Source organism: Microbacterium sp. (assembly GCF_031180975.1).
In the GTDB taxonomy this organism is placed as follows: Bacteria; Actinomycetota; Actinomycetes; order Actinomycetales; family Microbacteriaceae; genus Microbacterium.
The window spans coordinates 300,067-326,726 of the sequence record NZ_JAPSLI010000001.1; the positions used below are offsets into that span (position 1 = coordinate 300,067).

Annotated in this window: 25 protein-coding genes; 9 read left to right on the forward strand and 16 right to left on the reverse strand. The window is 72.4% G+C overall.

Annotation, left to right across the window (positions count from 1 at the left end; all coding sequences use genetic code 11):
• Position 1: 1 nt before the first annotated feature.
• The 9 genes from RIF65_RS01390 to coaA all read right to left on the reverse strand — a co-directional run bounded on the left by RIF65_RS01390 (position 2) and on the right by coaA (position 8,644).
• Positions 2-442 (reverse strand): hypothetical protein, encoded by a 441-nt coding sequence (locus RIF65_RS01390; protein WP_309064606.1) that lies wholly within the window; start codon positions 440-442, stop codon positions 2-4.
• A complete protein-coding gene (tsaD, locus tag RIF65_RS01395) occupies positions 439-1,497 on the reverse strand; it encodes a tRNA (adenosine(37)-N6)-threonylcarbamoyltransferase complex transferase subunit TsaD (protein ID WP_309064605.1) in 1,059 nt (352 codons plus the stop codon). The genes RIF65_RS01390 and tsaD overlap by 4 nt, the downstream gene beginning before the upstream one ends.
• On the reverse strand, positions 1,494-1,970 hold the full coding sequence (gene rimI, locus RIF65_RS01400) for a ribosomal protein S18-alanine N-acetyltransferase (protein WP_309064604.1): 477 nt from the start codon (positions 1,968-1,970) through the stop codon (positions 1,494-1,496). The genes tsaD and rimI overlap by 4 nt, the downstream gene beginning before the upstream one ends.
• Positions 1,967-2,563, reverse strand: a complete 597-nt coding sequence (tsaB, locus tag RIF65_RS01405) for a tRNA (adenosine(37)-N6)-threonylcarbamoyltransferase complex dimerization subunit type 1 TsaB (RefSeq protein ID WP_309064603.1) — start codon at positions 2,561-2,563, stop codon at positions 1,967-1,969. Before tsaB ends, rimI begins: the two co-directional genes overlap by 4 nt.
• 149 nt (positions 2,564-2,712) lie before the next feature.
• Positions 2,713-3,198, reverse strand: a complete 486-nt coding sequence (tsaE, locus tag RIF65_RS01410) for a tRNA (adenosine(37)-N6)-threonylcarbamoyltransferase complex ATPase subunit type 1 TsaE (protein ID WP_309064602.1) — start codon at positions 3,196-3,198, stop codon at positions 2,713-2,715.
• Positions 3,195-4,310 carry an alanine racemase gene (alr, locus tag RIF65_RS01415; RefSeq protein ID WP_309064601.1) on the reverse strand — a complete coding sequence of 372 codons (1,116 nt, stop codon included), beginning with the start codon at positions 4,308-4,310 and terminating at the stop codon, positions 3,195-3,197. Before alr ends, tsaE begins: the two co-directional genes overlap by 4 nt.
• A 313-nt stretch (positions 4,311-4,623) precedes the next feature.
• Positions 4,624-4,986, reverse strand: coding sequence for a holo-ACP synthase (locus RIF65_RS01420; RefSeq protein ID WP_309064600.1), 363 nt, complete (start codon positions 4,984-4,986; stop codon positions 4,624-4,626).
• Positions 4,987-5,088: 102 nt separating this feature from the next.
• A complete protein-coding gene (gene glmS / locus RIF65_RS01425) occupies positions 5,089-6,933 on the reverse strand; it encodes a glutamine--fructose-6-phosphate transaminase (isomerizing) (RefSeq protein WP_309064599.1) in 1,845 nt (614 codons plus the stop codon).
• 760 nt (positions 6,934-7,693) lie between these two features.
• Positions 7,694-8,644, reverse strand: a complete 951-nt coding sequence (coaA, locus tag RIF65_RS01430) for a type I pantothenate kinase (protein ID WP_309064598.1) — start codon at positions 8,642-8,644, stop codon at positions 7,694-7,696.
• A gap of 113 nt (positions 8,645-8,757) precedes the next feature.
• Between coaA and RIF65_RS01435 the strand changes: the two genes are divergently transcribed.
• Together RIF65_RS01435 and RIF65_RS01440 are read left to right on the forward strand one after the other, a co-directional pair.
• Entirely contained in the window at positions 8,758-9,735 is a 978-nt protein-coding gene (locus RIF65_RS01435) for a Ppx/GppA phosphatase family protein (RefSeq protein WP_309064597.1), read from the forward strand.
• Positions 9,736-9,750: 15 nt separating this feature from the next.
• Positions 9,751-10,500, forward strand: coding sequence for an arsenate reductase/protein-tyrosine-phosphatase family protein (locus RIF65_RS01440; RefSeq protein ID WP_309064596.1), 750 nt, complete (start codon positions 9,751-9,753; stop codon positions 10,498-10,500).
• Between the two features lie 100 nt (positions 10,501-10,600).
• On the opposite strand, the gene RIF65_RS01445 is transcribed toward RIF65_RS01440, so the two are convergent.
• From RIF65_RS01445 to RIF65_RS01455, 3 genes are read right to left on the reverse strand one after another with little or no spacing between them, the layout of a single operon-like run.
• The gene (locus RIF65_RS01445; protein ID WP_309064595.1) at positions 10,601-10,885 is read right to left on the reverse strand and encodes a PqqD family peptide modification chaperone; all 285 of its coding nucleotides are present in this window, start codon (positions 10,883-10,885) and stop codon (positions 10,601-10,603) included.
• Positions 10,875-11,921 carry a hypothetical protein gene (locus RIF65_RS01450; protein ID WP_309064594.1) on the reverse strand — a complete coding sequence of 349 codons (1,047 nt, stop codon included), beginning with the start codon at positions 11,919-11,921 and terminating at the stop codon, positions 10,875-10,877. The genes RIF65_RS01445 and RIF65_RS01450 overlap by 11 nt, the downstream gene beginning before the upstream one ends.
• 8 nt (positions 11,922-11,929) lie before the next feature.
• Complete coding sequence (locus RIF65_RS01455) at positions 11,930-13,390, reverse strand: polysaccharide biosynthesis tyrosine autokinase (RefSeq protein WP_309064593.1); 1,461 nt, start codon at positions 13,388-13,390, stop codon at positions 11,930-11,932.
• Between the two features lie 144 nt (positions 13,391-13,534).
• Between RIF65_RS01455 and lepB the strand changes: the two genes are divergently transcribed.
• From lepB to RIF65_RS01470, 3 genes are all read left to right on the forward strand, one after another.
• On the forward strand, positions 13,535-14,233 hold the full coding sequence (gene lepB / locus RIF65_RS01460; protein ID WP_309064592.1) for a signal peptidase I: 699 nt from the start codon (positions 13,535-13,537) through the stop codon (positions 14,231-14,233).
• 250 nt (positions 14,234-14,483) lie between these two features.
• Positions 14,484-15,986: a sugar transferase gene (locus RIF65_RS01465; protein ID WP_309064591.1), complete on the forward strand. Its 1,503-nt coding sequence runs from the start codon at positions 14,484-14,486 to the stop codon at positions 15,984-15,986.
• 43 nt (positions 15,987-16,029) lie between these two features.
• Positions 16,030-17,877, forward strand: a complete 1,848-nt coding sequence (locus RIF65_RS01470) for a DUF4012 domain-containing protein (RefSeq protein ID WP_309064590.1) — start codon at positions 16,030-16,032, stop codon at positions 17,875-17,877.
• 4 nt (positions 17,878-17,881) lie between these two features.
• Here the strand turns inward: RIF65_RS01470 and RIF65_RS01475 are convergent, their stop codons facing one another.
• The 4 genes from RIF65_RS01475 to RIF65_RS01490 are packed head-to-tail and all read right to left on the reverse strand — an operon-like array spanning position 17,882 to position 21,209.
• Positions 17,882-18,892, reverse strand: coding sequence for a MauE/DoxX family redox-associated membrane protein (locus RIF65_RS01475; protein ID WP_309064589.1), 1,011 nt, complete (start codon positions 18,890-18,892; stop codon positions 17,882-17,884).
• Positions 18,889-19,164: a hypothetical protein gene (locus RIF65_RS01480; RefSeq protein WP_309064588.1), complete on the reverse strand. Its 276-nt coding sequence runs from the start codon at positions 19,162-19,164 to the stop codon at positions 18,889-18,891. The genes RIF65_RS01475 and RIF65_RS01480 overlap by 4 nt, the downstream gene beginning before the upstream one ends.
• Positions 19,161-20,018 carry a 2-nitropropane dioxygenase gene (locus tag RIF65_RS01485; RefSeq protein WP_309064587.1) on the reverse strand — a complete coding sequence of 286 codons (858 nt, stop codon included), beginning with the start codon at positions 20,016-20,018 and terminating at the stop codon, positions 19,161-19,163. Before RIF65_RS01485 ends, RIF65_RS01480 begins: the two co-directional genes overlap by 4 nt.
• A 9-nt stretch (positions 20,019-20,027) precedes the next feature.
• Positions 20,028-21,209: a glycosyltransferase family 4 protein gene (locus tag RIF65_RS01490; protein ID WP_309064586.1), complete on the reverse strand. Its 1,182-nt coding sequence runs from the start codon at positions 21,207-21,209 to the stop codon at positions 20,028-20,030.
• Positions 21,210-21,334: 125 nt separating this feature from the next.
• On the opposite strand from RIF65_RS01490, the gene RIF65_RS01495 reads away from it, so the two are divergent.
• From RIF65_RS01495 to RIF65_RS01510, 4 genes are read left to right on the forward strand one after another with little or no spacing between them, the layout of a single operon-like run.
• Positions 21,335-23,347 carry a glycosyltransferase gene (locus RIF65_RS01495; protein WP_309064585.1) on the forward strand — a complete coding sequence of 671 codons (2,013 nt, stop codon included), beginning with the start codon at positions 21,335-21,337 and terminating at the stop codon, positions 23,345-23,347.
• Positions 23,344-24,477: a glycosyltransferase family 4 protein gene (locus RIF65_RS01500; protein WP_309064584.1), complete on the forward strand. Its 1,134-nt coding sequence runs from the start codon at positions 23,344-23,346 to the stop codon at positions 24,475-24,477. The genes RIF65_RS01495 and RIF65_RS01500 overlap by 4 nt, the downstream gene beginning before the upstream one ends.
• Positions 24,474-25,508 carry a glycosyltransferase gene (locus RIF65_RS01505; RefSeq protein ID WP_309064583.1) on the forward strand — a complete coding sequence of 345 codons (1,035 nt, stop codon included), beginning with the start codon at positions 24,474-24,476 and terminating at the stop codon, positions 25,506-25,508. Before RIF65_RS01500 ends, RIF65_RS01505 begins: the two co-directional genes overlap by 4 nt.
• A complete protein-coding gene (locus RIF65_RS01510; protein WP_309064582.1) occupies positions 25,505-26,626 on the forward strand; it encodes a glycosyltransferase in 1,122 nt (373 codons plus the stop codon). Before RIF65_RS01505 ends, RIF65_RS01510 begins: the two co-directional genes overlap by 4 nt.
• Positions 26,627-26,660 lie beyond the last annotated feature (34 nt).

The following is a 26,660-nucleotide window of genomic DNA, read 5'->3' on the forward strand; positions in this document are numbered from 1 at the left end:
GTCAGCCCCCGCTTTCGAACTGCATGCCGGCCCAGATCAGCCAGCCTGAGCTGTACACGGTCGCGACGATCCCGAGCACGAGCGCCCACCGCGCCATGGCGCGGCTCTCGACCGGACGCCGCAGCGACATGATCGCGGCGATCACCGACACGATCGCGACCGGGATCCCCCACCCCACGAACAGCGACGTGGCGAGCGCGACGATCGCCGCGAACAGCGCCCACGGGGCGAGCCGGGCGTCGTCGACCGCCTCCGGCTCCTCGTGCGGCTCCCACGCCGCCGCGAACGCCTCGCCGTCGGCATCCGGTCCGCTCAGCGCCGGTTCGATGTCGACCGGATCCTTCGGCAGCGTGCCGTACCCGGCCGTCGCACCGGGGACGACCGGCGGGCTCTCGGGGCGCTCGACCTCGGGGGTCGGGCCTTCGATCTTGGGATCGCTCATGCCGGGCTCACCTGGATCTCGGTGACCGGCAGCGTCGAGTCCGCGCCGAAGGCGAACGTGGACGGGCCGCGTCCGCTCATGATGAGCTCGGCGGCGAGGGCGGCGATCATGGCGCCATTATCCGTGCACAGCGACAGCGGCGGAATACGTACGCTCACACCGGCGGCCTCCGCGCGCTCGATCACGACCTCGCGCAGCCGTCGGTTGGCGATCACACCGCCGCCGAGGAGCAGCCGCGGCACCCCCAGGTCGGCGCACGCCGCCAGCGCCTTGGTGGCGAGCACGTCGACGACGGCCTCGCGGAAGCTCGCCGCCACGTCGGCGACAGGCACCTCCACACCTTCCGCCTCGGCGCGTTCGATCCACCGGGCGACGGCGGTCTTCAGCCCCGAGAACGAGAAGTCGTACCGGTGCTTGACCAGATCGGACGCCTTCGACAGCCCGCGCGGGAACCGGATCGCCTTCGGGTCGCCGTCCGCCGCCGCGCGGTCGATCTGCGGGCCTCCCGGATACGGCAGCCCCAGGATGCGCGCCACCTTGTCGAACGCCTCGCCGGCCGCGTCGTCGACCGTCTCACCGAGAAGTTCGACATCGGTGGTGAGGTCGCGCACGTGCAGCAGCGACGTGTGCCCGCCGCTGACCAGCAGCGCGATGGTCGGGTACTCCAGCGGGGGCGCGTCGGCGTCGAGGATGTCCGCGGCGATATGCCCGACCAGGTGGTTCACCGCGTACAGCGGCTTGCCCAGCGACACGGCCAGACCCTTGGCCGCGCCGACGCCCACCATGAGCGCACCGGCAAGGCCCGGACCGCTGGTGACCGCGACCGCGTCGAGGTCGTCCAGGCGCACCTGCGCCTCGTCGAGGGCACGCTCGATCGACGGCTGCAGCGCCTCGAGGTGGGCGCGCGCGGCGACCTCGGGCACGACGCCGCCGTAGCGGGCGTGCTCGTCCATGCTCGACGCGATCGTGTTGGACAGCAGCGTGCGACCGCGGACGATGCCGATGCCGGTCTCGTCGCAGCTCGTCTCAATGCCGAGCACCAGGGGTCCACTCATGCCGTTGCCTCCGCCGTCGGCGTCCACCGCGCAAGATCCAAGCGCATCACGATGGCGTCCACCCCGTCCGGCTGGTAGTACCGGGGCCGGCGCACCAGCTCGACGAAACCCTCGGACAGGTAGAGCCCTTCGGCGACCGGGTTGTCGGCGCGCACGTCCAGGAACAGCTCCCGCGCGCCACGGCGCTTCGCCTCGGCTATGAGCGCCTCGAGCAGCGCACGCCCGCGCCCCTTTCCGCGGTGGGCGGCATCCAGCGCGATGGTCTGGATGTCGGCATCCGCTGCACCCGGCAGGGCGCGCAGCCCGCCGTAGCCGACGACGGCGCCGTCCTCCTCGTCGACGAGGTAGAAGTTGTGGATGCTGGAGACCTCGGTGCCCATGGTCTCCTCGCTCCAGGCATCCGTCGGGAAGCTGCGGCGCTCGAGGTCCATGATCGCGGGCAGGTCGTCGATCGTGGCCGGTCGAAGGGTCATCCGCTCACCCGCTTCGGAGCGCCGGGTTGCACGACGTCGGGCGAGCGCAGGTAGAGCGGTTCGCCGTCGGCGAGGGTGCGGCCGGCGGCGATGGCACGCGCGGCGACTCGCGCGAGGTCGGCGGCCGACAGCCGCCCCGTCTCGATCACGGGCACCTCGAGCGGGGTGCCCTGCTTCTCGAGGCGGGTGGGTTGGACGAGGTTCGGGATGCCGTCGGCGTCCGTCCCGTCGAAGACGCTGACCGCGATCTCGCGGCGGCGGGCGTCGGTGACGATCGCGAAGGTGCCTTCGATGCCGTCGTCGAGTGCGGCGAGGGCGGCGGCGTAGTGGCTGGGCACCGGCACGACCGGGATGCCGCGGCCGAGCGCGAAGGCGCGAGCGGCGGCGATCCCGATGCGCAGTCCGGTGAACGGACCCGGCCCCATGCCGGCGACGGCATACGCGATGCCGGGTCGAGCGACGCGGGCCAGCAGGTCCCCGATCACCTCGGCGTGGCCGAGCGGGTCGGGGCTGGACGCTTCCGCGACGACACGGCCGTCGAGGCCGGTCACGGCGACGGCCGTTCCGAGCGAGGTGTCGACGGCGAGGATCACCCCTCCAGGGTAGTCGGGCTCCGCCCTGCCCCGCCCCAGCGCCGGTCGCGGCCGCCCCCGGCGCCCCGGACCCCAGCGTGGGAGCCGAACGCAGGTCCCAGCGCCTCCGGACCGGACTTAGGCTCCCACGACGCCCGCCGCGCCGGCGTTCAGCGCTGCACGCGGGCGATGGTCACCACCCGTGGGGCGTCCGCATCCAGGTCCTCATCGTCCAGGCCCTGCGCGTCGCCGCCGACCGGACGCTCCAGCTCGATGTCCCACCACGCGTCGGCGACGGCATCCGCCATCGGCCGACCCCACTCGATGACGACCACCGACCGCGCGAAGTCGATGTCGAGGTCGTCGAGCTCCGCGGCCGAGCCGAGCCGGTATGCGTCGACGTGCACCAGCGGCGCCCCGCCGACGAGCGACGGGTGCGTCCGGGCGATGACGAACGTCGGGCTCTGCACGGGTCCGCGCACGCCGAGCCCTTCGGCAAGACCACGGGTGAACGTGGTCTTGCCTGCGCCGAGAGGACCCGTGAGCACGAGCAGATCTCCCGCGTCGAGCGAGGCGCCGATGGACCGGCCCAGTTCCTCCATCTGCTCCGCCGTGGCTATCTCGTGGCGTCCCGCCATCGCATCGAGCACACTCACGAGATCGCCCTCCGCGGCACGCGTGCGCCGATGCGCGTCACGATCTCGTAGTTGATGGTGCCGGCGGCATCCGCCCAGTCGTCCGCCGACGGGTGACCGAGCGTCGGGTCGCCGAACACGATCACCTCGTCGCCGACCGCGACCTCCTGGTCGCCGACGTCGACGACGAACTGGTCCATCGCCACCCGCCCGGCCACGGCGTGCGTGCGCCCGCCGATCAGCACCGGCCCGCGCGACGACGCCTGCCGCGGGATGCCGTCGGCGTAGCCGAGCGGCACGAGCGCGAGCGTCGTCTCGCCTGCGGTGCGGTGCACGTAGTCGTACGACACCCCGGTGCCCTCGGGCACGCGACGCACGGCCGCGACCGCGGCGCGCAGCGTCATGGCGGGCCGCAGGCCGAGCTCCGCCGAGGTCCGCCCGGCGAACGGCGACAGCCCGTAGAGCCCGATGCCCACGCGCACGGCGTCGAGCCGCGCCTCCGGCAGTGCGATGGCGGCACCCGTGGCCGCGAGATGACGGATCTCGGGACGGATGCCGACGGCATCCGCTCTGCCGAGGATGTCGTGGAATCGGAACAGTGCGGCACGGTCGTCGTCGAGGCTGGCGCCGGAGAGGTGGCTGAAGACGCCGATGATTCGGACCCGACCGATCCGTTCGAGGCGGGCGGCTTCGGCGAGGACCCGGTCGATGTCGTGCGTGGCGATGCCGTTGCGCGACAGCCCGGTGTCGAACTTGAGGTGGATCGGCGTCGGGGTGCCGACGGTGGCCGCCTCGGATGCTGCGACCAGCTGCTCCAGGGACGAGACGCCCAGTTCGATCCCTGATTCGACGGCGTCGTCGAAGCGGCGACCCGGCTCGTGCAACCAGGCCATCAGGGTGGCGGTGATGCCGGCGCGGCGCAGTGCGAACGACTCCTCGAGCGTCGCGGTGCCCAGCCGTGACGCGCCGCCGGCGAGCGCGGCCGCGGCGACCTCGGGCGCACCGTGCCCGTAACCGTTCGCCTTGACGACCGCGATCACCTGCACGCCGGTGAGGGCGCGGAAGTGGCGCACGTTGTCGGCGATAGCGTCGAGGTCGATGGTCGCCTCGCGGAACGGGGCCCCGCGGGTCACGCGATCACTCCGCGGCTCACGGGTTCGTTGCGCCGACACCCCGGGCTGCCGCCGACACCCCGGGGCGCGGACGCCGCGAACCCGGGGTCTCGACGCGAAACCGGGGTCTCGGGGAAAGAACGACGCGAAACCGGGGTCTCGGCGCGCGCCGCGCGTGAACCCGGGGTCTCGGCGCGGGAGAACCGATACCCCGGGCTGCCGCCGACACCCCGGGGCGCGGACGCCGCGAACTCGGGGTGTCGACGCGAAACCGGGGTCTCGGGGAAGAAGCGACGCGAAACCGGGGTCTCGGCGCGCGAGGACAGAGGCGCGGTCATACGGCATCCGCTCTCTCGGCGACGACGTAGGCGGCGGCGAGGCCGGCGTCGTGGGTGAGCGACAGGTGCAGGGCGGTGATGCCGCGCTCTGCGACCACCGCAGCGGTCGACCCGCTCAGCACGAAGTGCGGGCGGCCCGACGCCTCAGAAGCGATCTCGATCTCGGTCCAGTACACCCCGTCGCTGCCGCCGAGCGCCTTGATCAGCGCCTCCTTCGCGGCGTAGCGAGCGGCGAGCGAGCGCAGCCGCAGCTGCTGCTCGGCGGGGGTGAACAGGCGCTCGAGAAGCCGAGGCGTGCGGCCGACCGACTGCTCGAATCGCGCGATGTCGACGAGGTCGATTCCGGTGCCGATGATCACCCGATCAGCCTACTCGCCACGCAGCCCGCGACCCGAGAGGCCCGAACGAACGACGCCGCGCCACCATCGAGGAATGGCGGCGCGGCGATCGAACGGTACAGGTCACTCCACGGTGACCGACTTCGCCAGGTTGCGCGGCTGGTCGACGTCGAGGCCCTTGGCCGTGGCGAGCGCCATGGCGAAGATCTGCAGCGGCACGACGGCGAGCACGGGCTCGAACATGGCACCGGCGAGCGGGATGCGGATGACCTCGTCGGCATAGGGCAGCACGGCGGCATCCCCCTCTTCGGCGACGACGATCACACGAGCGCCGCGGGCGCGGATCTCCTGGATGTTCGACACCACCTTGGAGTGGATGAGCGCCGAGTGACGCGGCGATGGGACGATCACGAACACCGGCTGCCCGGGCTCGATCAAGGCGATCGGGCCGTGCTTGAGCTCGCCGGCGGCGAACCCCTCGGCGTGGATGTACGAGATCTCCTTGAGCTTCAGCGCGCCCTCGAGCGCGATCGGGAAGCCCACGTGGCGACCGAGGAACAGCACCGAGCGGGTGTCGGCCATCCAGTGCGCGAGCTGCTCGACGTGGTCGTGCTCCTCCGACAGGACGGTGGCGATCTTCTCGGGCAGCGCGGCGAGCTCGGCGACCTCTGCGGAGGCATCGCTGAGCGTCGCGCGGACGCGGCCCATGTGCAGGCCGAGCAGCAGCAGCGCGGTGATCTGTGCCGAGAACGCCTTCGTCGATGCGACGGCGACCTCGGGGCCGGCGTGGGTGTAGACGACGGCATCCGACTCGCGAGGGATGGTCGCGCCCTGCGTGTTGCAGATCGACAGGGTGCGCGCGCCGCGCTCGCGGGCATACTTGACGGCCATGAGGGTGTCCATGGTCTCGCCCGACTGGCTGATCGACACGACGAGGGTGTCGTCGCCGATCACCGGGTCGCGGTAGCGGAACTCGTGCGCGAGCTCGACGTCGACGGGCACGCGCGCCCACTGCTCGATCGCGTACTTGCCGACGAGGGCGGCGTAGGAGGCGGTTCCGCAGGCGGTGATGATGACGCGTCGGATGCCGGTGAAGAGCTCGTCCATGCCGTCGAGCTCGGGGATCACGACCTGGCCGTCCTTGATGCGGCCGCGGATGGTGTTGCCGACGGCCTCGGGCTGCTCGGCGACCTCCTTGGCCATGAAGCTCGACCAGCCGCCCTTCTCGGCGGCGGCGGCGTCCCACGACACGTCGAACGGCGCAGCCTCGACGGGGTTGCCGTCGAAGTCGGTCACGGTCACCTCGGACGGGGTGATCGCGACGATCTGGTCCTGCCCGATGGCGAGGGCCTTGCGGGTGTGCTCGACGAACGCCGCGACGTCGGAGCCCAGGAAGTTCTCGCCCTCGCCGAGGCCGATGACCAGCGGTGAGTTGCGGCGCGCGCCGACCACGAGGCCCGGGTGGTCCTTGTGCATCGCGAGCAGGGTGAAGGCGCCCTCGAGGCGGTTCACGACGTCGCGGAAGGCCTGCTGAAGGTCGCCGGTGCGGCGGTACTCGCGCCCGAGCAGGGCGGCGGCGACCTCGGTGTCGGTCTCGCTGCGGAAGGTGACGCCCTCAGCTGCGAGCTCGTCGCGGAGCGCGGCGAAGTTCTCGATGATGCCGTTGTGGATGACCGCGAGACGGTCGTCGTCGGCGAGGTGAGGGTGGGCGTTCACATCGGTCGGGCCGCCGTGGGTCGCCCAGCGGGTGTGCCCGATGCCCGTGGTGCCGTCGCCGAGCGCGGCCGTGGCCAGCGAGTCGCGCAGCTCCTTGAGCTTTCCGGCCTTCTTGCGCATGCCCAGCTCGCCGCTCTCATCGATGACGGCGATGCCGGCCGAGTCGTAGCCGCGGTATTCGAGGCGGGCGAGCCCTGCGAGCAGGATGTCCTGGCTGGGCCGCGGGCCCACGTATCCGACGATTCCACACATAGTCACCAGAATACTTGGCCGAGCTTGTGAGAATTCCCCGCCCGGATGCGGCCACCTGCGCCCCATCCACGGCGCACCACCTCGCGCGGGCTCGCCCCCGCCGCGCGCCGATGTGGCGCAAATGACCACTCCCCCTCGGCGAAGTGCCGCAAATGGTCGCTTCGCCCACCCGGATGCGACCACCTGCGCCACATCCATAGCCCTCGCGCGCCTGGATGCGGCCACCTGCGCCACATCCAGAGGCCTCGCCCGCCCGGATGCGGCCACCCGCGCCACATCCATAGCCCTCGCCCGCCCGGATGCCACGACCCACGCCCCGCGCGATGTGGCCCACTTGCCCGCACGCGCCCCACGAAGTGTCGCAAATGGTCGCTTCGCCCACCCGGATGCGACCACCTGCGCCACATCCATAGCCCTCGCGCGCCTGGATGCGACCACCTGCGCCACATCCGGAGGCCTCGCGCGCCTGGATGCGGCCACCTGCGCCACATCCATAGCCCTCGCGTGCCCGGATGCCACGACCCACGCCCCGCGCGATGTGGCCCACTTGCCCGCACGCGCCCGACGAAGTGTCGCAAATGGTCGCTTCCCCCACCCGGATGCGGCCACCCGCGCCACATCCGAGGGCACGCCGCCCGGATGCGACCACCCGCGCCACATCCAGAGGCCTCGCCCGCCCGGATGCGGCCACCCGCGCCACATCCCCAGCACTGCCAAGCCCGACGCCGCGCCCGCGCACCGCGCCGGCCCAGCGCCGCCCTCAGACCTTGCGGAGCAGCACCGTCTCCACTGCGTGATCCGCTCCCTTGCGCAGCACGAGGGTGGCGCGGTGCCTGGTGGGCAGCACGTTCTCCAGGAGGTTCGGCATGTTGATCTCGTTCCAGTACCCGAGCGCCGTGGTGACCGCCTCCTCGTCGGTGAGGTGCGCGAACACGTTGAAGTACGACGACGGGTTGCTGAACGCCCCCTGCCGCAGCGCGAGGAACCGGTCGATGTACCAGCGCTCGATGTGCTTCGCATCGGCGTCGACGTAGATCGAGAAGTCGAACAGGTCGCTCACGGCCACGTCGTTCGGCGCCGGCGGCGGCTGCAGCACGTTGAGCCCCTCCACGATCACGACGTCCGGCCGGCGCACGACCACGTGCGCATCGGGGACGATGTCGTACCGCATGTGCGAGTAGAACGGCGCGCGCACCTCGGCGGCCCCGCTCTTCACCTCGGTGAGGAACGACAGCAGCGCCCGCCGGTCGTACGACTCCGGGAAGCCCTTGCGGTCCATCAATCCGCGCCGCTCCAACTCCGCGTTCGGATACAGGAACCCGTCCGTAGTGACCAGCTCCACCCGCGGGGTGCCGGGCCAGCGGCTCATCAGCTCCCGCAGCAGACGCGCGATCGTCGACTTCCCCACTGCGACCGAGCCCGCGACGCCCACGACGAACGGCGTGGTGGAGTCGTCCTCCTGCAGGAACTCGCTGGTCGCCGCGCCCAGCCGCTTGGTCGCGGTGGCGTACAGGCTGAGCAGCCGGCTCAACGGCAGGTAGACCTCGCGCACCTCGGCGAGGTCGAGCCGGTCGCCGATGCCGCGCAGCGCCACGATCTCGGTCTCGCTGAGCGGCTGATCCAGGCCCGCCGCCAACCGCGCCCAGTCAGCGCGGTCGATCTCACGGTACGGAGACAGCGGCATGTTCGGGGCGGCGGTCACGGGGTACATCGTATCGGCGGCCCGCGCCCCCGCTCGCGCAGCAGGAGGCTGCCACGCTCACTCACGCGCATCTGAGCCCGCATGACCCCTGCTCGCCCCCTCCGCGCGAGTAGTCTCGTCCCGTGCGCCTCGGAGTCCTCGACATCGGCTCGAACACGGTCCACCTCCTGGTCGCGGATGCCAGAGCAGGCGGCCGTCCGCTCGGCACGACCAGCGACCGCACGGTGCTGCGCCTGATGCAGTACCTCACGCCCGACGGGGCGATCGACGAAGCCGGCATCCGCGCTCTCGAGGACGCCGTGCGGCGCGCCCGCGCCGTCGCGGACTCCGAGCGCATCGACACGCTGCTGGCCACCGCCACCAGCGCGGTGCGCGAGGCGCGCAACGGCGACGAGGTCATCACGCGCATCGAGGCGGCGCTCGGGCATCCGTTGCAGGTGCTCGCCGGCGACGACGAGGCCGCTCTCACCTTCCTCGCCGTGCGGCGCTGGTTCGGCTGGTCGGCCGGGCGGCTGATGCTGCTCGACATCGGCGGCGGCTCGTTCGAGTTCGCCGGCGGCTCCGAGGAGCTCCCCGAGGTCGCGGCATCCGCTCCGCTCGGCGCCGGCCGGATGACCGTGCAGTTCCTGCCGGACGACCCGCCCGGCGAGGATGCCGCCGCCCGGCTGCACGCACACGCCGTCGCGACCCTGGAGCCGGTCGTCGCGCGCTTCGCGCCCCTCCCCCGCCCCGACCACGTGGTGGGCTCCTCGAAGGCGATCCGCTCGCTGGCCCAGCTGGTCGGCTACCCGACACCGGGCTGGTCGGGCACCGAGCGGATGCTGTTGCCGCGTGCCTCCCTGGCGTCGTGGATCCCCCGGTTGGCGCGCATTCCGGCATCCGCTCGGCAGGAGCTGCCTGGCATCACCGCCGACCGCTCGTTCCAGATCGTGGCCGCCGCCGTGGTGCTGAACGCCGCGATGGAACTGCTCGACATCGCCGAGCTGGAGGTGTCGCCGTGGGCGCTCCGCGAGGGTGTGCTGCTGCGCTACATCGAGGCGCAGGCGACGTCCGCTCCGGCCGGTGCTGTGCAGATCGCGGGCCCGACCGCCCCTGGGTAGTCCTATGCTGTGCGCATGCACGAATCGCATCGCGATGCGGCGCGGCTGGGGATGACGCGCCGACAGCGACGAACGGCACAGGGGGAACCGGGATCCGATTCCACTCTGCAGCCGCGATCCCCGCTCTCATCGCTGTTCGACGCCGCGCCCGCGCCCGATCGTGCGCGCGACGGGGCACCGTCTCTGCTCACGATGTGCACCGGCAACGTCTGCCGCTCGCCGATGGCCGAGGCGCTGCTGCGCACGCGGCTCAGCGACCTCGGCGTCGTGGTGCGCAGCGCCGGCACGCACGCGCTGGTCGACGAGCAGATGACCCCGGAGGCGCTGCGCCTGGCCGTCGCCGGCGGCGCGGACGAGCACCACGCCGCCCGACATCGCGCGCGGCTGGTGCACGAGCGGATGCTGCTCGAGGCCGACCTGATCCTGACCATGACCCGCGAGCAGCGCGCCCTCGCCGTGCAGCTGGCGCCGAGCCGGCTGCATCGGGTGTTCCCGGTGCGGGAGTTCGCGCGCCTCGCGCGGTCGTTCAGCGACGACGAGCTGCTCGACGCGGCCGACGGCGGAGGCGACAACACTCGGGCGCGGCTCGGGTCCACGGTCATCACGATCTCGCACCGGCGCGGTCTGGAGACCGGCGGCGCGCTCGACGAGGACGACGTGATCGACCCGTACCGCCAGTCGGCCGACGTGTACGAGCAGTCCGCACGCGAGCTGATCCCGGCCCTCGACGAGGTGGAGCGGGTGGTGCGGCTGGCGCTGGAATGAGGAGCGGATGCCGTCGCGCCCCGCGCACGGCGGCATCCCGAACCCCGGCGGCATCCCGACCCACCGGCGCGTCCCAAGCCGCCGGTCGCTGAGCCGCCTCTCAGCCCAGCAGCGACAGCTCGCGGAACCGCCCGAGCGCGGCGTCGACGTCCGCCGCGATGTCCGACTCCGCGACCCCGAACGCCTCGGCGAGCGTGGCGAGCAGCTCCTCGCGGGTGAGCCCGTCGCCGGCGGCGATGGCCTCCCAGATCGCCGCCGCGGAGCCCTCCAGCGCCATCGGCGTGGCCCCGGGATCCGCCAGGTTCAGCACGACGGCGCGCTGCTCGCTCGACACCCACGCGACGTCGGGGCCCACCCGCAACCCGCCGGCCGATTCACTCACCATGGGCGCCCCCGATGACGAACCCGGCCTCGCGCAATTCGTCGATCGCCCCGCGCACGATCGCCGTCGCGTCACCGTGCGGCGGCGCCCCGAACCGGTCGACGACGGCCGCGGTGATGTCCTCCTCCGAGCGCTGCGCGTGGCGCAGGATGGTCGGCGCGATGCCGTCCAGCACGCGCAGCGTGCGCTCCGAGAGCGTGACCAGCACGTCGCCGTAGTCGACGGCATCCGCCGGCACGACACTGCCGACCGCATCCCGCACGCGCAGCGTCAGCGCCGCCCACGTCTCCGGCTCGGGATCTGCGACCAGCAGCTCGTCGATCATGTCGGGCACGTCGGTCGCTTCGGCGTAGCGCAGCCGGCGCACTCCCCCGGCGCGCTCGCACAGTTCGGCGAGGGTGCGCACGGTGCCGGGCAGCTCCATCAGGTAGCTGGTCTGCGTCACGAGTTCGGGGGCTGCGACCGCGAACGGCAGGTGCTCCACGGTCACCGACTCGGCTGATGCGTCGCGGTCGAGCAACACGATCCCCGCCAGCCGCAGCGGCACGTCGGGCAGCTCGCGCAGGCCGGCATCCTCGGGCGCGACCTGGTCCTTGGGCCGCCCGTCGCGCACGACCGACAGCGGTTTGCGGTACGGCAGCACGTTCAGGTCGCGGTCGAACGCGATGGTCTCGTCCGACACGTAACCGAACCGCTGCGCCAGCGCGCGGCTCAGGGTCGTCTTGCCGCGCCCGGAGGGCCCGACGAACGCGAGCACGCGTCCGTCCTCCATCGCGACGCCGGCGGCGTGCAGCATCATCAGCCGCCCCCTGCCGTGCGAGAGCGCCTCGAGCGTGACGCTCGTGGACAGGTGCTGCAGGAAGTCGTCCGCATCGAGGACGGTCGGCACGTCGACCAGCCGGTCCTCACGATCGGATGCCGTGCTCGCCCCGCTCCACGCCCGCCGGGCGCGCGCCACCACGTCGCCGGGTACGGCGTCGCCGAACGCCACGCGAACGTGCGCGCCGAGTGCGCGGATGGTGAGCGACGAAGCGGTCACCGACGGCCTCACGCCGCGGATCCGCTGCGGCGGCGCGGCGCCTCGACGGCTTCGGCCTCGTCTTCGGGCTCGTCGGAGCGGTAGTAGTCGCCGTGGTACTGGTAGCCGTAGTACGCGGCGCCGCTGCCGCGGCGTGGCACGCGGTTCAGCACGACGCCCAGGGCGCGGGCGTTGGCGCGCTGCAGGTTGCCGAGCGCCTTGCTGAGCACCTCGAACGTGGTCTTGCCCACGGTGGCGACGACGACGGCGCCGTCGGCGTGCTGGGTCAGCACGGCGGCATCCGTCACCGGGATGAGCGGCGGCGCGTCGACGATGACGACAGCCTCGCGCGAGACGGCGGCGAGCATGTCGTGCATCCGACCAGACCCGAGCACCTCGCTGGGGTTCGGCGGCAGCTTGCCCGCCGCGACCACGACCAGGTTCGGGTGGCCGGGCACGCGCTGCGCGATCTCGGCGATCTCGGCGCGGCCGACGAGCACGTCCGACAGACCGACGTCCTGCACCAGCCCGAAGATGGTGCCGATCATCGGGCGGCGCAGGTCGCCGTCGATGAGCACGACGCGTTCGCCGTTGGCGGCCAGGGTGATGGCCAGGTTCGACGCGGTGGTCGACTTTCCGTCGCCAGGGAGCGGGCTGGTGACGACGATCACACGCGGCGGGTTGTCGACGTCCATGAACTGGATGTTGGTGCGCAGCTCGCGCATCGACTCGGCGACGGCGAACAGGTGCGCGCTGCTGCTGCGCGACGAAGTGCCGCCGTCGGCCGGGATCAGCCGGTTCTCGGCGGTGAAGCTCTTCTCCTCGGGAATGGTGCCGACGACAGCGATCCCGAGTTCGCGCTCCACCGATTCCACCGAGCGGATGCGGCGGTCGAGCGTGTACCGCAGCATCGCGTATCCGAACGCGAGCGCCAGACCGATCAGGCCGCCGATCGCCAGCGCCAGGCGCGTGTTCGGCGACGCCGGCGCCGACGGGAGCACCGCGGAGTCGATCGGGGCGAGGTACACCGAGCCGGGCGTCTCCTCGTCACCGGTCTCGAGCAGGTTCACCTCGGCGGCCATGCCGCGCACCCACGCCTCGGCGATGTCGCGCGCCTGGGCGGGCGACGACGCCTGGGCGCTCACGCGCAGCGACACGGTGTCGATCGGGTTCGTGACCGTCACCTGCGACACCAGTCGCTCCGGCGTGGACTCCAGGTCGAGCTCCTCGATCACGCGTTCGGCGACGGAACGCGAGGTGCCGAGGTTGACGAACGTCTTCACGCGCGAGTTCGCGAGCTGGTTGCCGAGCGTCTTGGCACCGAGATCGTCGCCGGATGCCGTCGCCTGCACGATCGCGGTCGTGTCGGCGGCGTACACCTTGGGCTGCAGCAGTGTCCATCCGAACGTCACGACAAGGGCGCCGACGATGATGAGAAGCATCCCCAGCCAATGCGCGCGGAAGATACGCAGATAATGGCGCAGATCCATTGATGAGCTCTCTGTTCCTGGTTGCGGCACCCCAGGTCCCCCCGACTCGGCCGATATCCTCACCAAACTACTACAGTGAACGGCCCTGCCATGGCCCGCGGGTAAGGTGGCACTCACCCTTCCCGAGCCCGACCAGGAGCCGCCGTGAGCGCTGACGAGCCGATCTCCCTCCGCAGGCGGATCACCGGCAGCGTGTGGTTCCACCTGGCGCTGTCCTTCCTGATCGTCGGCCTGATCCTCTCGTTCGTCGCCAAGCCGTACCTGGTGCCGTCAGGGTCGATGGAGCAGACGCTGCAGCCGGGCGACCGCGTGCTGGTGAACCGGCTCGCCTACGTCGGGGCGGATCCCGGCCGCGGCGACGTGGTGGTCTTCGACGCCGACGAGACGTGGGGTCCGACCTCCGCCGACGACGACGGACCGGTCAAGGGCGCGCTGCGCTGGCTCGGCGAGGTCACCGGGTTCGGGCCGTCCGGCCCGCACACGTTGATCAAGCGGATCGTCGCCGGCCCGGGGCAGACGGTCAGCTGCTGCACGACCGAGGGGCGGCTGATCGTCGACGGGCAGCCGGTCGACGAGCCGTACGTCCACCAGGATCTGCCGTTCGACGCGAACCAGAACTGCACCACGCAGCCCGCGTCGCTGCGCTGCCTGCCCGAGATCGTCGTGCCGGACGACTCGTATCTGGTGCTCGGCGACCACCGATCCAACTCGTCCGACTCCGCCGCGCAGTGCCGCGGTGCGGGCGGCGCCGACCCCGGATGCTGGCGGTGGGTGAAGCGCGATCAGATCGTGGGGCGCGCCGTCGTGATCCTGTGGCCGGTGAGCCGCTGGACCGGACTCTGAGCCGGCTGCGCCGTACACCTACCGGAATCGGCGGTTGAGGGTTAGACTCACGACATTCCTTCGTCTGGGGACGGAGGACACGGCATTCCGTCGTCGGGAAACGACGGGATGACGCATCGCCTGTGGGAGGCGGTGAGGGGGCCCTGCGCTGCAGGGATCACTGGGGTATGTGCTCGTCCTCTGGGGAGGGAACGTGGCGTTTTCTGGGGACCTTGTCCTGCCGGGCCGGCGGGGCAAGACGATTCGGTATGTGCAACCGACCGCGGGGCGGCGCTCGACGCCACCCGCGCAGACAGTCGGGGCGCAGGCTGCCGCATCGCCCGCGCGCACGGTCCGCTGGCAGCGCGGCTACGCACGCCGCCTCCTGGCGACCGACACGCTCATCGTCGTCGCGGCGGTGTTCGGTGCCCAGGTGCTGCGGTTCGGCCAGACCAGCGCCGACCTGCACATCCCCGGTGTCACCGGCGACGGCTTCGGCGTCGCCTACACCGTGGTGTCGATCGTGTTCATCGCCGCTTGGCTGCTGGCGCTGCGCGTGCACGGCACGCGTGACGCGAAGGTCGTCGGCAGCGGCTGGCAGGAGTACCGTCAGGTCGCCGACGCGAGTCTGCGCGTCTTCGGCGTGCTGACGATCGGCGCTTTCCTGCTGCACATCGACGTCGCGCGCGGCTACCTGCTGCTCGCGCTGCCCGCGGGCGCCGGCCTGCTCGTGGTGAGCCGCTGGGTCTGGCGGCAGTGGCTCGGCACCCGGCGCGCACAGGGCGAGTGCCTGGCGCGCACCGTGGTCGTCGGCGAGCACGCCAAGTCGCAGCACATCGCGCGGGAGCTGCAGCGCGACCCCAGCACCGGCATGGTGATCACCGGCGCCGTCACAGAGTGCGGCACCGATCGGATGCTGCTGCCGGGTGTCCCTGTGATCGGCGGCCTCGACGACATCGTCGCGAGCGTGGAGCGGGCCGAGGCCGACGTGGTGGTGTACGCGGGCTCGGACCACATCACCCCCGCGATGCTCCGCCAGTTCGGCTGGGACCTGCAGACCCGGAACGTCGACCTCGTCGTCGCGGCCGCGCTCACCGACGTCGCGGGGCCGCGTATCCACGCCCGCCCGGTCGCCGGACTGTCGCTCATCCACGTCGACTATCCCGAGTTCACCGGAACCCGCTACGCCACGAAGCGCGCCTTCGACGTGGTCGTCTCGTCGCTCGCGCTGCTCGTCCTCGCCCCCGTGATGTTCATGGTCGGGGCGATGGTGCGCACCGACGGCGGCCCCGCCCTGTTCCGTCAGTCGCGCGTGGGCATGGACGGCCGCACGTTCTCGATGCTGAAGTTCCGCTCGATGGTGGTCGGCGCCGAAGACATGCTGCCCGCACTCGTCCCGGCATCCGACGGCAACGGCGTGCTGTTCAAGATGCGCGACGACCCGCGGGTGACGCGCCTGGGCCGGATCCTGCGTCGGCTCAGCGTCGACGAGCTGCCGCAGCTGCTGAACGTGCTGCGCGGAGACATGTCGCTCGTCGGCCCGCGTCCCCCGCTCATCAGCGAGGTCGAGTCGTACGAGGGCGGCGTCGAGCGCCGTCTGCTCGTCAAGCCGGGCATCACCGGCCTGTGGCAGGTGAGCGGCCGCTCCGACCTGTCGTGGGAGGACAGCGTCCGCCTCGACCTGTACTACGTCGAGAACTGGTCGCTGACCACCGACCTGATCATCCTGTGGCGCACGCTGCGCGCGGTCATCCAACGGCAGGGGGCGTACTGAGGGCTCACATGGAGCGCTCGAACGCCCGACCTACGATGGGAGCATGACGACGAGAGCCGAGCGCCGTGCCGAGAAGCCGCGCCGACCCCTTCTGCGCAGCTTCCGATTCTGGGTCCCGGTCGGGATCATCCTGATCCTCGTGGCCCTCGCCGTCGCGGGCGTGATCGTCGGAAAGCGCGTGTACGACCGGGGCATGGCCGCCAAGTCGTCACTCGAGCAGGCCATGCCGCTCGCCACCACCGTGCGGAACCAGATCCTCGCCGGAGACACCGAAGGCGCCAAGGCCACCGCGGCGCAGCTCGCGGCCCTCACCGCGGATGCCCGAAAGCAGACCGACGACGACGTGTGGAAGAGCCTGGAGTGGGTGCCGGTCGCGGGTCCGAACCTGCATGCGGTGCGCACCGCCGCGGCCGTGACCGACGACCTCGTCACCGGCGCCGTCACCCCGGCGACCGCCCTCTCGCTGGACGCGCTGAAGCCGAAGGACGGCGCGATCGACCTCGCCGGCATCACCGCGCTGCAGTCGACGGTCAGCCAAGCGGCGGATGCCGTGAAGAAGGCGGCCGCAGACCTCGACACGATCGACCGCGACGGTCTCATCGATGAGGTCGACTCCGCTCTGGACTCGCTGACGGACGCCGTCGACGAGCTGGAGCCGATGCTCGCGCCCGCCCAGGAGATCCTGGGCATCCTGCCCGCCGCGCTCGGCGCCGAGACGCCACGCAACTACCTGATGATCTTCCAGAACAACGCCGAGTCGCGTGGCACCGGCGGCAACCCGGCCGCCCTCGTGCTGATGAACGTCGACAAGGGGAAGATCAGCATCGCCGAACAGGCGTCGAGCACGGACTTCAAGAACGCGCGCCCCGACCCCGTGACGGCGCTCAACCCCGAGACCGAGGCGCTGTACGGCGACAAGGTGGGTCGCTGGGTCCCGGATGCCACGATGACACCCGACTTCATCGAGACCGCGAACATCATGCGCGCCTGGTGGGCAGAGGAGTTCGACGCTCCCGTCGACGCCGTGGTGTCCTTCGACCCCGTCGGCCTGAGCTACCTGCTCAAGGCGACCGGCCCGACCGTCGTGCCCGCCGAAGAGGTGGAGATCCAGGGCCGCACGGTGCGAGTGATCGATGAGCCGGTCACGCTCACCGCCGAGAACGCCGTCCCGCTGCTGCTGAACGAGGCCTACATCCGCTTCCCGACCGGTCTGGAGCAGGACGCCTTCTTCGCCGCCGCGGCGCGTTCGGTGTTCACCGCGCTGACATCCGGCACGGCCGAGCCGAAGGCGCTGCTCGACGCGCTGCTCAAGGCCGTCGACGAGAACCGCCTCCTGTACGCTCCCGCCTCCGAGGCCGAGGCGAAGCTCGTGGCCGAGTCCAAGCTGTCGGGCCGACTGCCCAGCACCAACGAGTCGACGACCGTAGTGGGCGTGTACGTCAACGACCGGACGCAGAGCAAGATGGACTACTACATGCAGCTCGACGTGAAGGCGGCGTCCACGCAGTGCACGGCACCGGACAGCCCGGCCTTCACCACGACGGCGACGCTGACGAACACGATCGGCGCCGACCAGGCCGCCAAGCTGCCCAAGGCCATCCACACGACCCGGTTCTTCCCTCGCGGCCACGTGGCCACCGACCTGGTGTTCTACGGCCCGGTCGGCTCGACCCTGAAGTCGGTCACGATCGACGGCAAGGCCGTGAAGGCGTCCAGCCTGCAGCACCTGGGTCGCAGCGCCGTGAAGGTGCCCGTGCACAACCCGCCCGGTCAGAAGCACACCGTGGTCGCCGAGTTCACCGGAGCCGCGGGCGAGTACGGCCCGCTCGAGGTGCGGCACACGCCGATGGTGCGCCCCGTGCCGGTCGACGCGCAGGCGCCCGGCTGCTGACGCCTCAGCCCGCCGAGGTGCTGCTCGGCGGACGTTCGCCGTGCAGCACCTCGTACACGTCACCGATGAACGCCTCGATCTCGTCGTAGCCGGAGACCGGCCCGCCCGCCAGATAGCCGTCCGCTCCGACGAGCACCGCCGCCGGAGTCGACCAGTCCGCGATCGACCCCTGCACGTACATGAACCGGTCGTGCAGCGACTGCGGCTCGTCGTACTCGGTGAGGCTGCTGTTCTCCGGCGCCGGCCAGAGCAGGAAACGCACCGCGACCTCGGGCAGCAGCGCGCGCCAGCGCGGCACCGCCTCGATCACCGGCCGACACGCCCCGCAGTCCTCCTTCACCGCCAGCAGCAGCATGGGCCCGCGAGCGGCGAGATCCCGCAGGTTCACGGTGCGCCCGTCGGCGAGCATGACCGGCACGGCGGGCGTCCTCGCACGCACGTACTCCCCCGGTTCAGCATCCGCCCCGCCCGCGCCGACGACGGGCACCCCCGCCTCCACCGCTGCGGACGCCGGGGCAGGATGCCACAGCGAGAGCGCGACCGTGAGCGCCGCCGCGGCGAGCGCGGGAAGCCACGACAAGTCGGCGCCGAGTGCGAGCGCCGGCCCACCGAAGACGGGCATCGTCCAGGTGGTGCCGGCCGTCGCCACCGCGAGCAGCAGGAACCAGGCGTTGCGCACCACGGTCACCGCGGTGATCGGCCGGCGCGCCCCGAAGCAGCTGCAGGACGCCCCCTCGTCCCGCATCCGGGCACGCACGACGAGCACGAGGTAGACCGTGAACAGGGCGACGGACGCGACCCCGGCGAGCAGGCCGAGCCCGCCTCCGAGCAGCGCCACGGCGCCCGCGAGCAGCAGCTCGCCCCACGGATGCAGTCGCTGCAGCCATTCGCGCCGCAGCACGGCCGGGACGCCGAGGGCGGCCCAGCCGTCGTCGTCGGGATGCCGCAGCTTCCCCACCGCTCCGGCGACGAGCACCGCCGATACGAGCAGCGGCGCGACCGCGAGAACCGTCATACGTCCTCCCCGTGCTCGGCGACCAGGAGGCCGGCGTCGACGAGTGCCGCGGTGTAGAGGGCGGCGTCGGACGCGGCCTCCTCCTGCGGGCCGGCGCCTTCGGTGACCAGTCGGGCGGTCGCCGTCGGCAAGTCGGCATCCAGCACGGCGCGCCACACCTCCGCACCGATCCCGGCCAGCACGACGATCGGTCCTTCCGGGAGCGCGGCGGCGAACACGCGCACGCCGTCGTCGATCACGCCCACGTCGGGCGCGAGGCGGTAGCGCGTCACGGCTGTCCCCTCCGTCCGAGCAGGTCCCGGCTCGCGGTGCGGATGCGGCGCAGGTATGCGACCGCGATGTCCCGACGGCCGGGCGGACGACCCAGTTCGTGCTCCAGGGAGGACCGGTTCACCAGGGGCGCTCGTGCAGCCGTGCGGATCGCGGCGGCGATCGTCGGAGCCGCCCTGATGCGGCCCCACCACTCGGCGACCCGGCCGCCGCCCTGCGACACCGTCTTCCAGAGCAGGTACTCCGGACGACCGCGATAGCGGTCCAGGTCGCCCAGGGCGGCTGCCACGGCCACCTCCGCCCGCAGGCGGCGGACCAGTTCGGTGCGCCGCGCCCGCTCCTCGGGCGTCTGCTGAGCCCAAAGCGTCGTGGCGTCGCTGCGGCGCTCCGGGTCGCGGGCGGCGTTCAGCGTCAGCAGCACCCCCTGCACGTCCGCCGAGGGCACCGCACAGGTGATCCCGGCCGTGACATGTTCGCCGCGGCCGGTCCAGAGCAGTTCGAACGCGTCCTGGTCGGGGATACGGATGCCGGGGAAGCGTCGGTGCAGGTCGAGGTACCCCCACTCCGGGTGGAAGTAGGTCTGCGCATGCTCGAACGGCGATCCCTCTACGAACGTGCTGTAGACACGCCATCCGCTTCGCAGCAGTTCCCAGTGCATCCGGTCGACGGCCGAGGGGTCGATCAGGACGTCGACGTCGGTGCTGCCCCGAACGGCGCCGCGCAGACGCCCCTCCACCGTGCTGCCCTTGATGTGCAGCAGCCGCGCATCGGCGCGGCGTCCGATCACCTGCACGGCCGCGCGGGTGAACGCCAGGCGCACCTCGAGGCTGATCGGCGTGGTGTCCCATGACTGCACGGGGCCAGCCTATGCCCGGCCGGTCCGTCCCCGACGGCGGATCACCTCGTGAAAGACGTCGGCGTGCGCCCGCGCCACAGCCGCGTCGTCGAGCAGACCGGGGGTCCGCACCGCCGCCGCCCCGAGCCGGGCCCGCAACTCCGGGTCGTCGGCGACCTCCTTCAACACCGCGGCGAGCGCGACCGGGTCGCGCGGGCGCACGCGGCGCCCGTTCACGCCGTCGTCCACCCATTCCACCGGTCCCCCCTCGTCGGCGACCACTGCGGCCGCTCCTGACGCGAGATACTGCAGCACGTTCTGACCCAGCGGCTCGGCGCGGGTGGAGTACTGCACGGCGATGTCCCACCCGCCGAGCAGGCCCGGCACGTCGTCGACGTGACCGAGCAGGCGCACTCGATCGGACACCCCGAGTTCCTCGGCCCGAGCGCGCAGCCGTTCGACGAACGCCTCGTGCTCGAAGGGCGCTCCGCCGGCGAACTCCAGCCGTGCGTCCCCGTCGGGGAACGCCGCGGCGAACGCCTCGAGCAGCTCCGCCTGCCCCTTCCACGGGTCGATCCGGGCCAGCATGCCGATCCGCACCGGACCGTCGCCGCGCGCGCCCCGCGGCGCGATGACGAGTCCGGCGGCGCTCGGGATCACGGCCCGCACCGCGTCCGGCCGCAGGAACGGTGCCGCCGTGGCCAGGGTGGTGCGCGAGTTCGCGATCACGCCGTCGGCGCGCGGCAGCACGAGTCGGGTCATCACCCGGTATCCGAACGCGCCCAGGCTGTCCGGCTCGACGAGGTCGCGCAAGTGCACGATCAAGGGCAGGCGGGATCCGAGCAGCGCCAGGGCGGCGTAGGCCGCGGCACGGCTGCTGTTCGCGGCCACCAGATCTCCGGAGCGCACGAGCGGGTGCATCCGCGTCACGACCGCCTGGTACATGAGCCGCAGCGCCAGACCGGCCAACCGGAGCGGCGAGCTGCCGCTGCCGCCGCTGCCCTGGCGCACTCCGCCCGTGCGGCGTACGACCGAGGGAGGCAACTGACTGAACGCGTCGACCTCGTCGACGGCGGGCACGAGCACGGCGGGCGTCCACGACGGCCCGGCGCGCAGCAGCCTGATCAGCGCCAGCTCGGCACCACCGCGCACGGTGGTGTGATCGAGGTGCACGACGCGAGGTGCACTCGTCCCCAGAATCCCCGCCTTCACAGAGGCCTCCCCAGAACCTCTGCCGCCGGGGCCTCCCCAGGCACTCGTCCGACGGCTATGGTTGCTCTCACAGCATATCTGGGGGAGGCCGCGTGCGGGTGCTGCGAATTTCGCACAGCGCCACTGTGTCCGCGTGGCGGGGCAGGGAGCGCGCGCTGCGTGCTGACGGTGTGGACGTCGAACTCATCACAGCCGCCTGCTGGCACGCCGGCGGCGTCCCGGTCGAACTCGATGCGGACCCCGACGAGCGGGTCCGCCCGGCGCGCACCTGGGGCTCGCACCCGGCGCTGTTCCTGTACGACCCGCGGCCGATCTGGCGCGCTCTCGCCGAACCCTGGGACGTCGTCGACGTGCACGAGGAGCCGTTCGCACTCAGCACCGCCGAGGTGCTGCTGCTGCGGATGCTGCGCCGCAACCGGTCCCCGATCGTGCTCTACACCGCGCAGAACCTGCGAAAGAGCTATCCGCCGCCGTTCCGCTGGCTGGAGCGGTGGGCTCTGCGCACGGCAGCCGGGGTGTCCGCCTGCAATGCGGAGGCGGCGCGGATCGCCCAGGACAAGGGCTTCCCAGGGAGGGCGCGGGTGATCCCGTTGGGCGTGGACGTCGAGCCGGCGGTCGGCGGCGAAGCGGATGCTGTGCCGGCCGAGGGGCCCGTGACGGTGGGGTTTCTCGGACGTCTCGTGCCCGAGAAGGGTGTGTCGGTGCTTCTGGACGCCCTCCGGCTGCAACCGCGGCTGCGGGCGCGCATCGCCGGCGCCGGCCCGCTGGCAGCCGAACTGCCCGCCCTGGCCGCCGCCCGGGGCGTGGCCGAGCGGGTGGAGCTCGCCGGCCCGCTGGCACCCGAGCAGGTGTCCGAGTTCTACCGGTCGATCGACGTCCTCGCCGTTCCGTCTGTACCCACACGCAGCTGGACCGAGCAGTTCGGTCGGGTCGCCGTGGAGGCGATGGCCCTGGGCGTGCCGGTCGTCGCCAGTGACGCCGGTGCCCTGCCCGACGTGGTCGGGGGTGCGGGGCTGATCGTTCCCGCCGGCGATTCCCGGGCGCTCGCCCGGGTGCTGCTCGACGCGGCCGGTCCGCAACGGGCCGAACTGATCGACGCCGGGCTCGAGCGGGCGCGCGCGTGTTCCTGGCCGGCCGTCGCCGCCGCCTACCGCGACCTGTACGACAGTGTGCTGCCCGTCGGGTCCCCGACCCCGCCGAACGGCCCCACTCCCGTCGGGTCCCCGACCCCGCCGAACGGCCCCACTCCCGTCGGGTCCCCGAGCTTGTCGCAGGGCCCCAACGGGGACGGACACTCCGTCGAGGTCGTCGTCGTCGCCTACGGCGCGATCGGGATGCTGCGCCGCGCCCTCGCGCCGGTCGCCGGAATGCCGGTGACTGTCGTCGACAACTCCTCCCTGCCCGAGATCGCCGCACTGTGTCAGGAACTCGGCATCCGTTACATCGACCCCGGCAGCAATCTCGGGTTCGGCGCGGCCGTGAACGTCGCGCTCTCCGATCGCCTGCTCCCCGACGCGGACGTGCTGCTGCTCAATCCCGACGCCGAGATCGACCGAGACGGCATCACGGCCCTGCAGCGCGCTCTGCGCGCGGATCCGAGGCTCGCCAGCGTCGGCCCCGCGCAGGCCGACCCCGACGGACACACGGCGCAGGTGGAGTGGCCCTTCCCGGCTCCGCACCGTGCGGTGCTGGAGGCCGTCGGTCTGGGCGGGCTGGCCGGCGGCCCGCGCTTCGTGATCGGGTCGGTGCTGCTGCTGCGCGCCGAAGCTCTCGCGCAGGTCGGCGGGTTCGACGAGCGGTTCTTCCTGTACGCGGAGGAGACCGACTGGGCGTACCGGGCGCACCTGCTCGGCTGGCGGCACGCGGCCGTGCCCGAGGTCACCGCCGTCCACGCCGCCGGCGGCACCAGCTCCGACCCGAGGCGTCGCGAGGCGCACTTCTACGCCTCGCTGGAGCGGTACCTGCGCAAGCACCACGGCGCCGTCGGGTGGGCCGTGGCCCGCTGGGCGAACTGGGCCGGCGCTTCCGTCCGTGCACTCGCGCTGCGGGGCGAGGAGCGCGTCCGCGCGCGACGGCGCGCCGCGATCCACCGCCTCGGCCCCGTGCGCGTCGAGGCCCGATTCCGCGCGAGGCCATGATGCACATCGTCCAGATCGCCCCGCAGATCGCCCGCGGCTCCGGTGTCGCCGGCGTCGCCTGGAACCTGGAGCGGGAATGGCGTGCGCTCGGGCACACCGTCGAGTCCTTCACGATGGCGCAGCTCGGCCGGCGTCCCGCCCCGGACTCCGGCAACCGCGTCGTGCGGGCGCTGCAGCGCATCGTCGAGGCGGTCGACTTCAGCGTGAACGGCACCCGGGCGGCGAAGCGCTTCCTCGCGGAGCGGCCGCACGCGGCATCCGTCTGCCACAACGCCGTCCTCACCGGGGACATCTACGTCAACCACGGCGTGCTGCTCGCCTCGTTCAAGGCGCGTGGCGGCGTGTGGTGGCGTGTGCTGCGCAACCCGCTGCACATATTCACCACGGTGCGCGATCGCATCCGCTACCGCAGTCGCGCCCATCGCGCGATCGTCGCGCTGTCGCAGAGCGAGGTCACCACCCTGCGGCAGGTGTACCCGCGGCTGCGTCCCCCGATCCACGTCATCCCGAACGCCGTCGACCTGGAGCGCTTCCGCCCGCCGACGGACGAGCAGCGCCGTGAGGCGCGCGCCGCGTTCAATCTCGACGACGAGGACCGCGTGGTGATCTTCGTCGGGCACGAGTTCGACCGCAAGGGCCTGCACCACGCCATCGACGCGCTCGGCGAGGCGACCACGGTGATGCTGCTGGTCGTCGGCGGCAACGAGGAGAGCATCGGGCGGATGCGACGACGTGCCGAGGCGCGCGGCGTCGCGGACCGGGTGCTGTTCGCCGGGCGGCGCGGCGACCTGCCGCTGCTGTTCGCGGCCTCCGACATGTTCACGCTGCCGAGTGCCTACGAGGCGAACGCGCTCGTCGTGCTCGAGGCGCTGGCGTCCGGCATCCCGGTGATCGCGACGCCGGTCGGCTTCGCGCCCGAGATCGTGCGCGACGGCGTGAACGGCGCACTGGTCCCGGCCGACCCGCACGAGCTCGCCGCTGCCTTCGAGCGGTTCGCGGCGGACGCACCCGGCGCGCGTCGCGACGCCTGCAGGCAGAGCGTGCTGCCGCTCACCTGGCGAGCCACCGCACAGGGGTACGTCGATCTGCTCGCCGAACTGCGACCCGAACTCGCGGAGCGGGCGCCGTGACCCCGCTGCGCATCGTGCACGCCGTCCGCTCGGACGGGTTCGCCGGGGTGGAGCAGTTCATGCTGCGGCTCGCGAGCGCACAGGCCGAGCAGGGGCACGACGTGACGGTCGTCGGCGGCGCGGCCGCGCGCATGCGCGACCCGCTCGCCGCGGCCGGCGCACGGTCGCTGCCGGCGGATCGCCTGACCGACGTGATCCGTCAGGTGCGGCGCCTCCCCGCCGACGTCGTCAACGCGCACATGACCGCCGCGGATGCCGGATGCGCGATCGCCCTGGCCGGCAGGCCGCGCGTCGCGCTGGTGTCCACCCGTCACTTCGCCGGCCGGCGCGGACGGCTGGGCCCGGTGCCGATCGACGCTCTGATCGGTCGTCGGGTGGACGCGGAGATCTCGATCAGCCGCGCCGTGGCGGCGGCGACGGGTCGTCCGTCGACCGTGGTGCACACCGGCATCCCGCCGGCCGCGACGGTGGCGGACGGCGAGTCGAAGACCGTGCTGATGGTGCAGCGACTGCAGCCCGAGAAGCGTGCCGCAGTGGGCGTGGAGGCGTTCCTCGCCTCCGGCCTCGCCGCCGACGGCTGGCGCCTCGACGTGGTGGGCAAAGGACCGGAACGGCCGCGTCTGGAGGCGCTGATCGCGGCGCACCCGCACGGCACGGCGGTGCGACTGCTGGGTGTGCGCGACGACGTCCCGCAGCTGCTCGCGCGTGCGGCTCTGCTGATCGCGCCGTGCCCGGTGGAGGGCCTGGGTCTCGCCGTGCTCGAGGCGATGGCGCACGGGGTCGCTCCGGTCGCCGCCGGCGCGGCCGGGCATCTCGACCTGCTGGACGGGCTCGACGACCGGGCGCGATTCCGACCGGACGATGTCGGCGACGCCGCCGCCGCGCTGCAGGCCTTCGCCCGCGACGCACCACGGCGCCGACGTCTGGCGGCGGCGGCGCGGGAGCGTGCCCAGACCGAGTTCTCGATCGCTGCGCAGGCCGCCGGCACCGAGGCCGTGTACCGCCAGGCGATGCGGAGGCGCGCCGGATGACGGATCTCGTGGTGATCTCCCTCGAGGGGTGGGATGCCGTGTGGCGGCGCAACCAGCATCTGGTCGCCGGTCTGCTCGCCGAGGACCGCGACCTGCGGGTGCTGTTCGTCGAGCCGCCCGACGACCCCCTGCACGACCTGCGCGGGCGTCGCCGCCCGCGGTTCGGTCACGCCGTCCGAGCGGTGGACGAGCGGCTGTGGACCTACCGCCCCGTGAAGTGGCTGCCCCGCCGTCTCGACCCGCACGGCGACGAGCGGCGCGCCGACCGTGTGCGGCGGGTCGCCGCGCGGCTCGGCTTCGCGGCGCCCCTGCTCTGGGTGAACGACCCGTCGGCGGCGCCGCTGCTCGTGCGCAGCGGCTGGCCGGCGCTGTACGACATCACCGACGACTGGCTGAGCGCCGACCGCGCCGACGCCGAGCTCACCCGGGTCGCCGACGGCGAGCGAATGCTGTTGACGCGGGCCGCACAGGTGGTGGCCTGCTCCCCGGAACTCGTCCGACGGAAGGCGCCCGTGCGCGCAGAGAGCGGGCGCCCCGGCATCCGCCTCATCCCCAACGCGGTCGATGTGACCGCCTATCGTGAGCCGGCCCCGCGGCCGGCGGGACTCGGCGACGGTCCGGTGGCGCTGTACGTGGGCACGCTGCACACCGATCGGCTCGACGTGCGTCTGTGCGCCGACGCCGCCCGCGCGCTCGCCGGGCGGGTACGGCTCGTGCTCGCCGGGCCCGACGCGCTCGGGCCCGCGGAACGACGGATGCTGGACGAGGCCGGCGTACGGCGGCTCGGGCCTCTCGCGCGCGCCGATGTACCGGCGCATCTGCGGCATGCCGATGTGCTCGTCGTGCCGCACGTCGTGACCCCGTTCACCGAGAGCCTCGACCCCATCAAGCTGTACGAATACCAGGCGGCGAACCGGCCGGTGGTGTCCACACCGGTGGCGGGCTTCCGCGACGCGGACGACCCGCGCGTGCGCATCGCCGACGGTGCCGGGTTCGCCGACGCCGTGCTGGATGCCGTCGCGGCACCGCTGCCGGATCGCGCACCTGCGCCGCCCGACTGGGGCGAACGCGTCGTCGAGATGCGCGAGGTCCTCGCCGCTCTGCAGCAGACACACTGAACTCGCCGGGGGTCGCAGCGACCCGCGGCGAGTT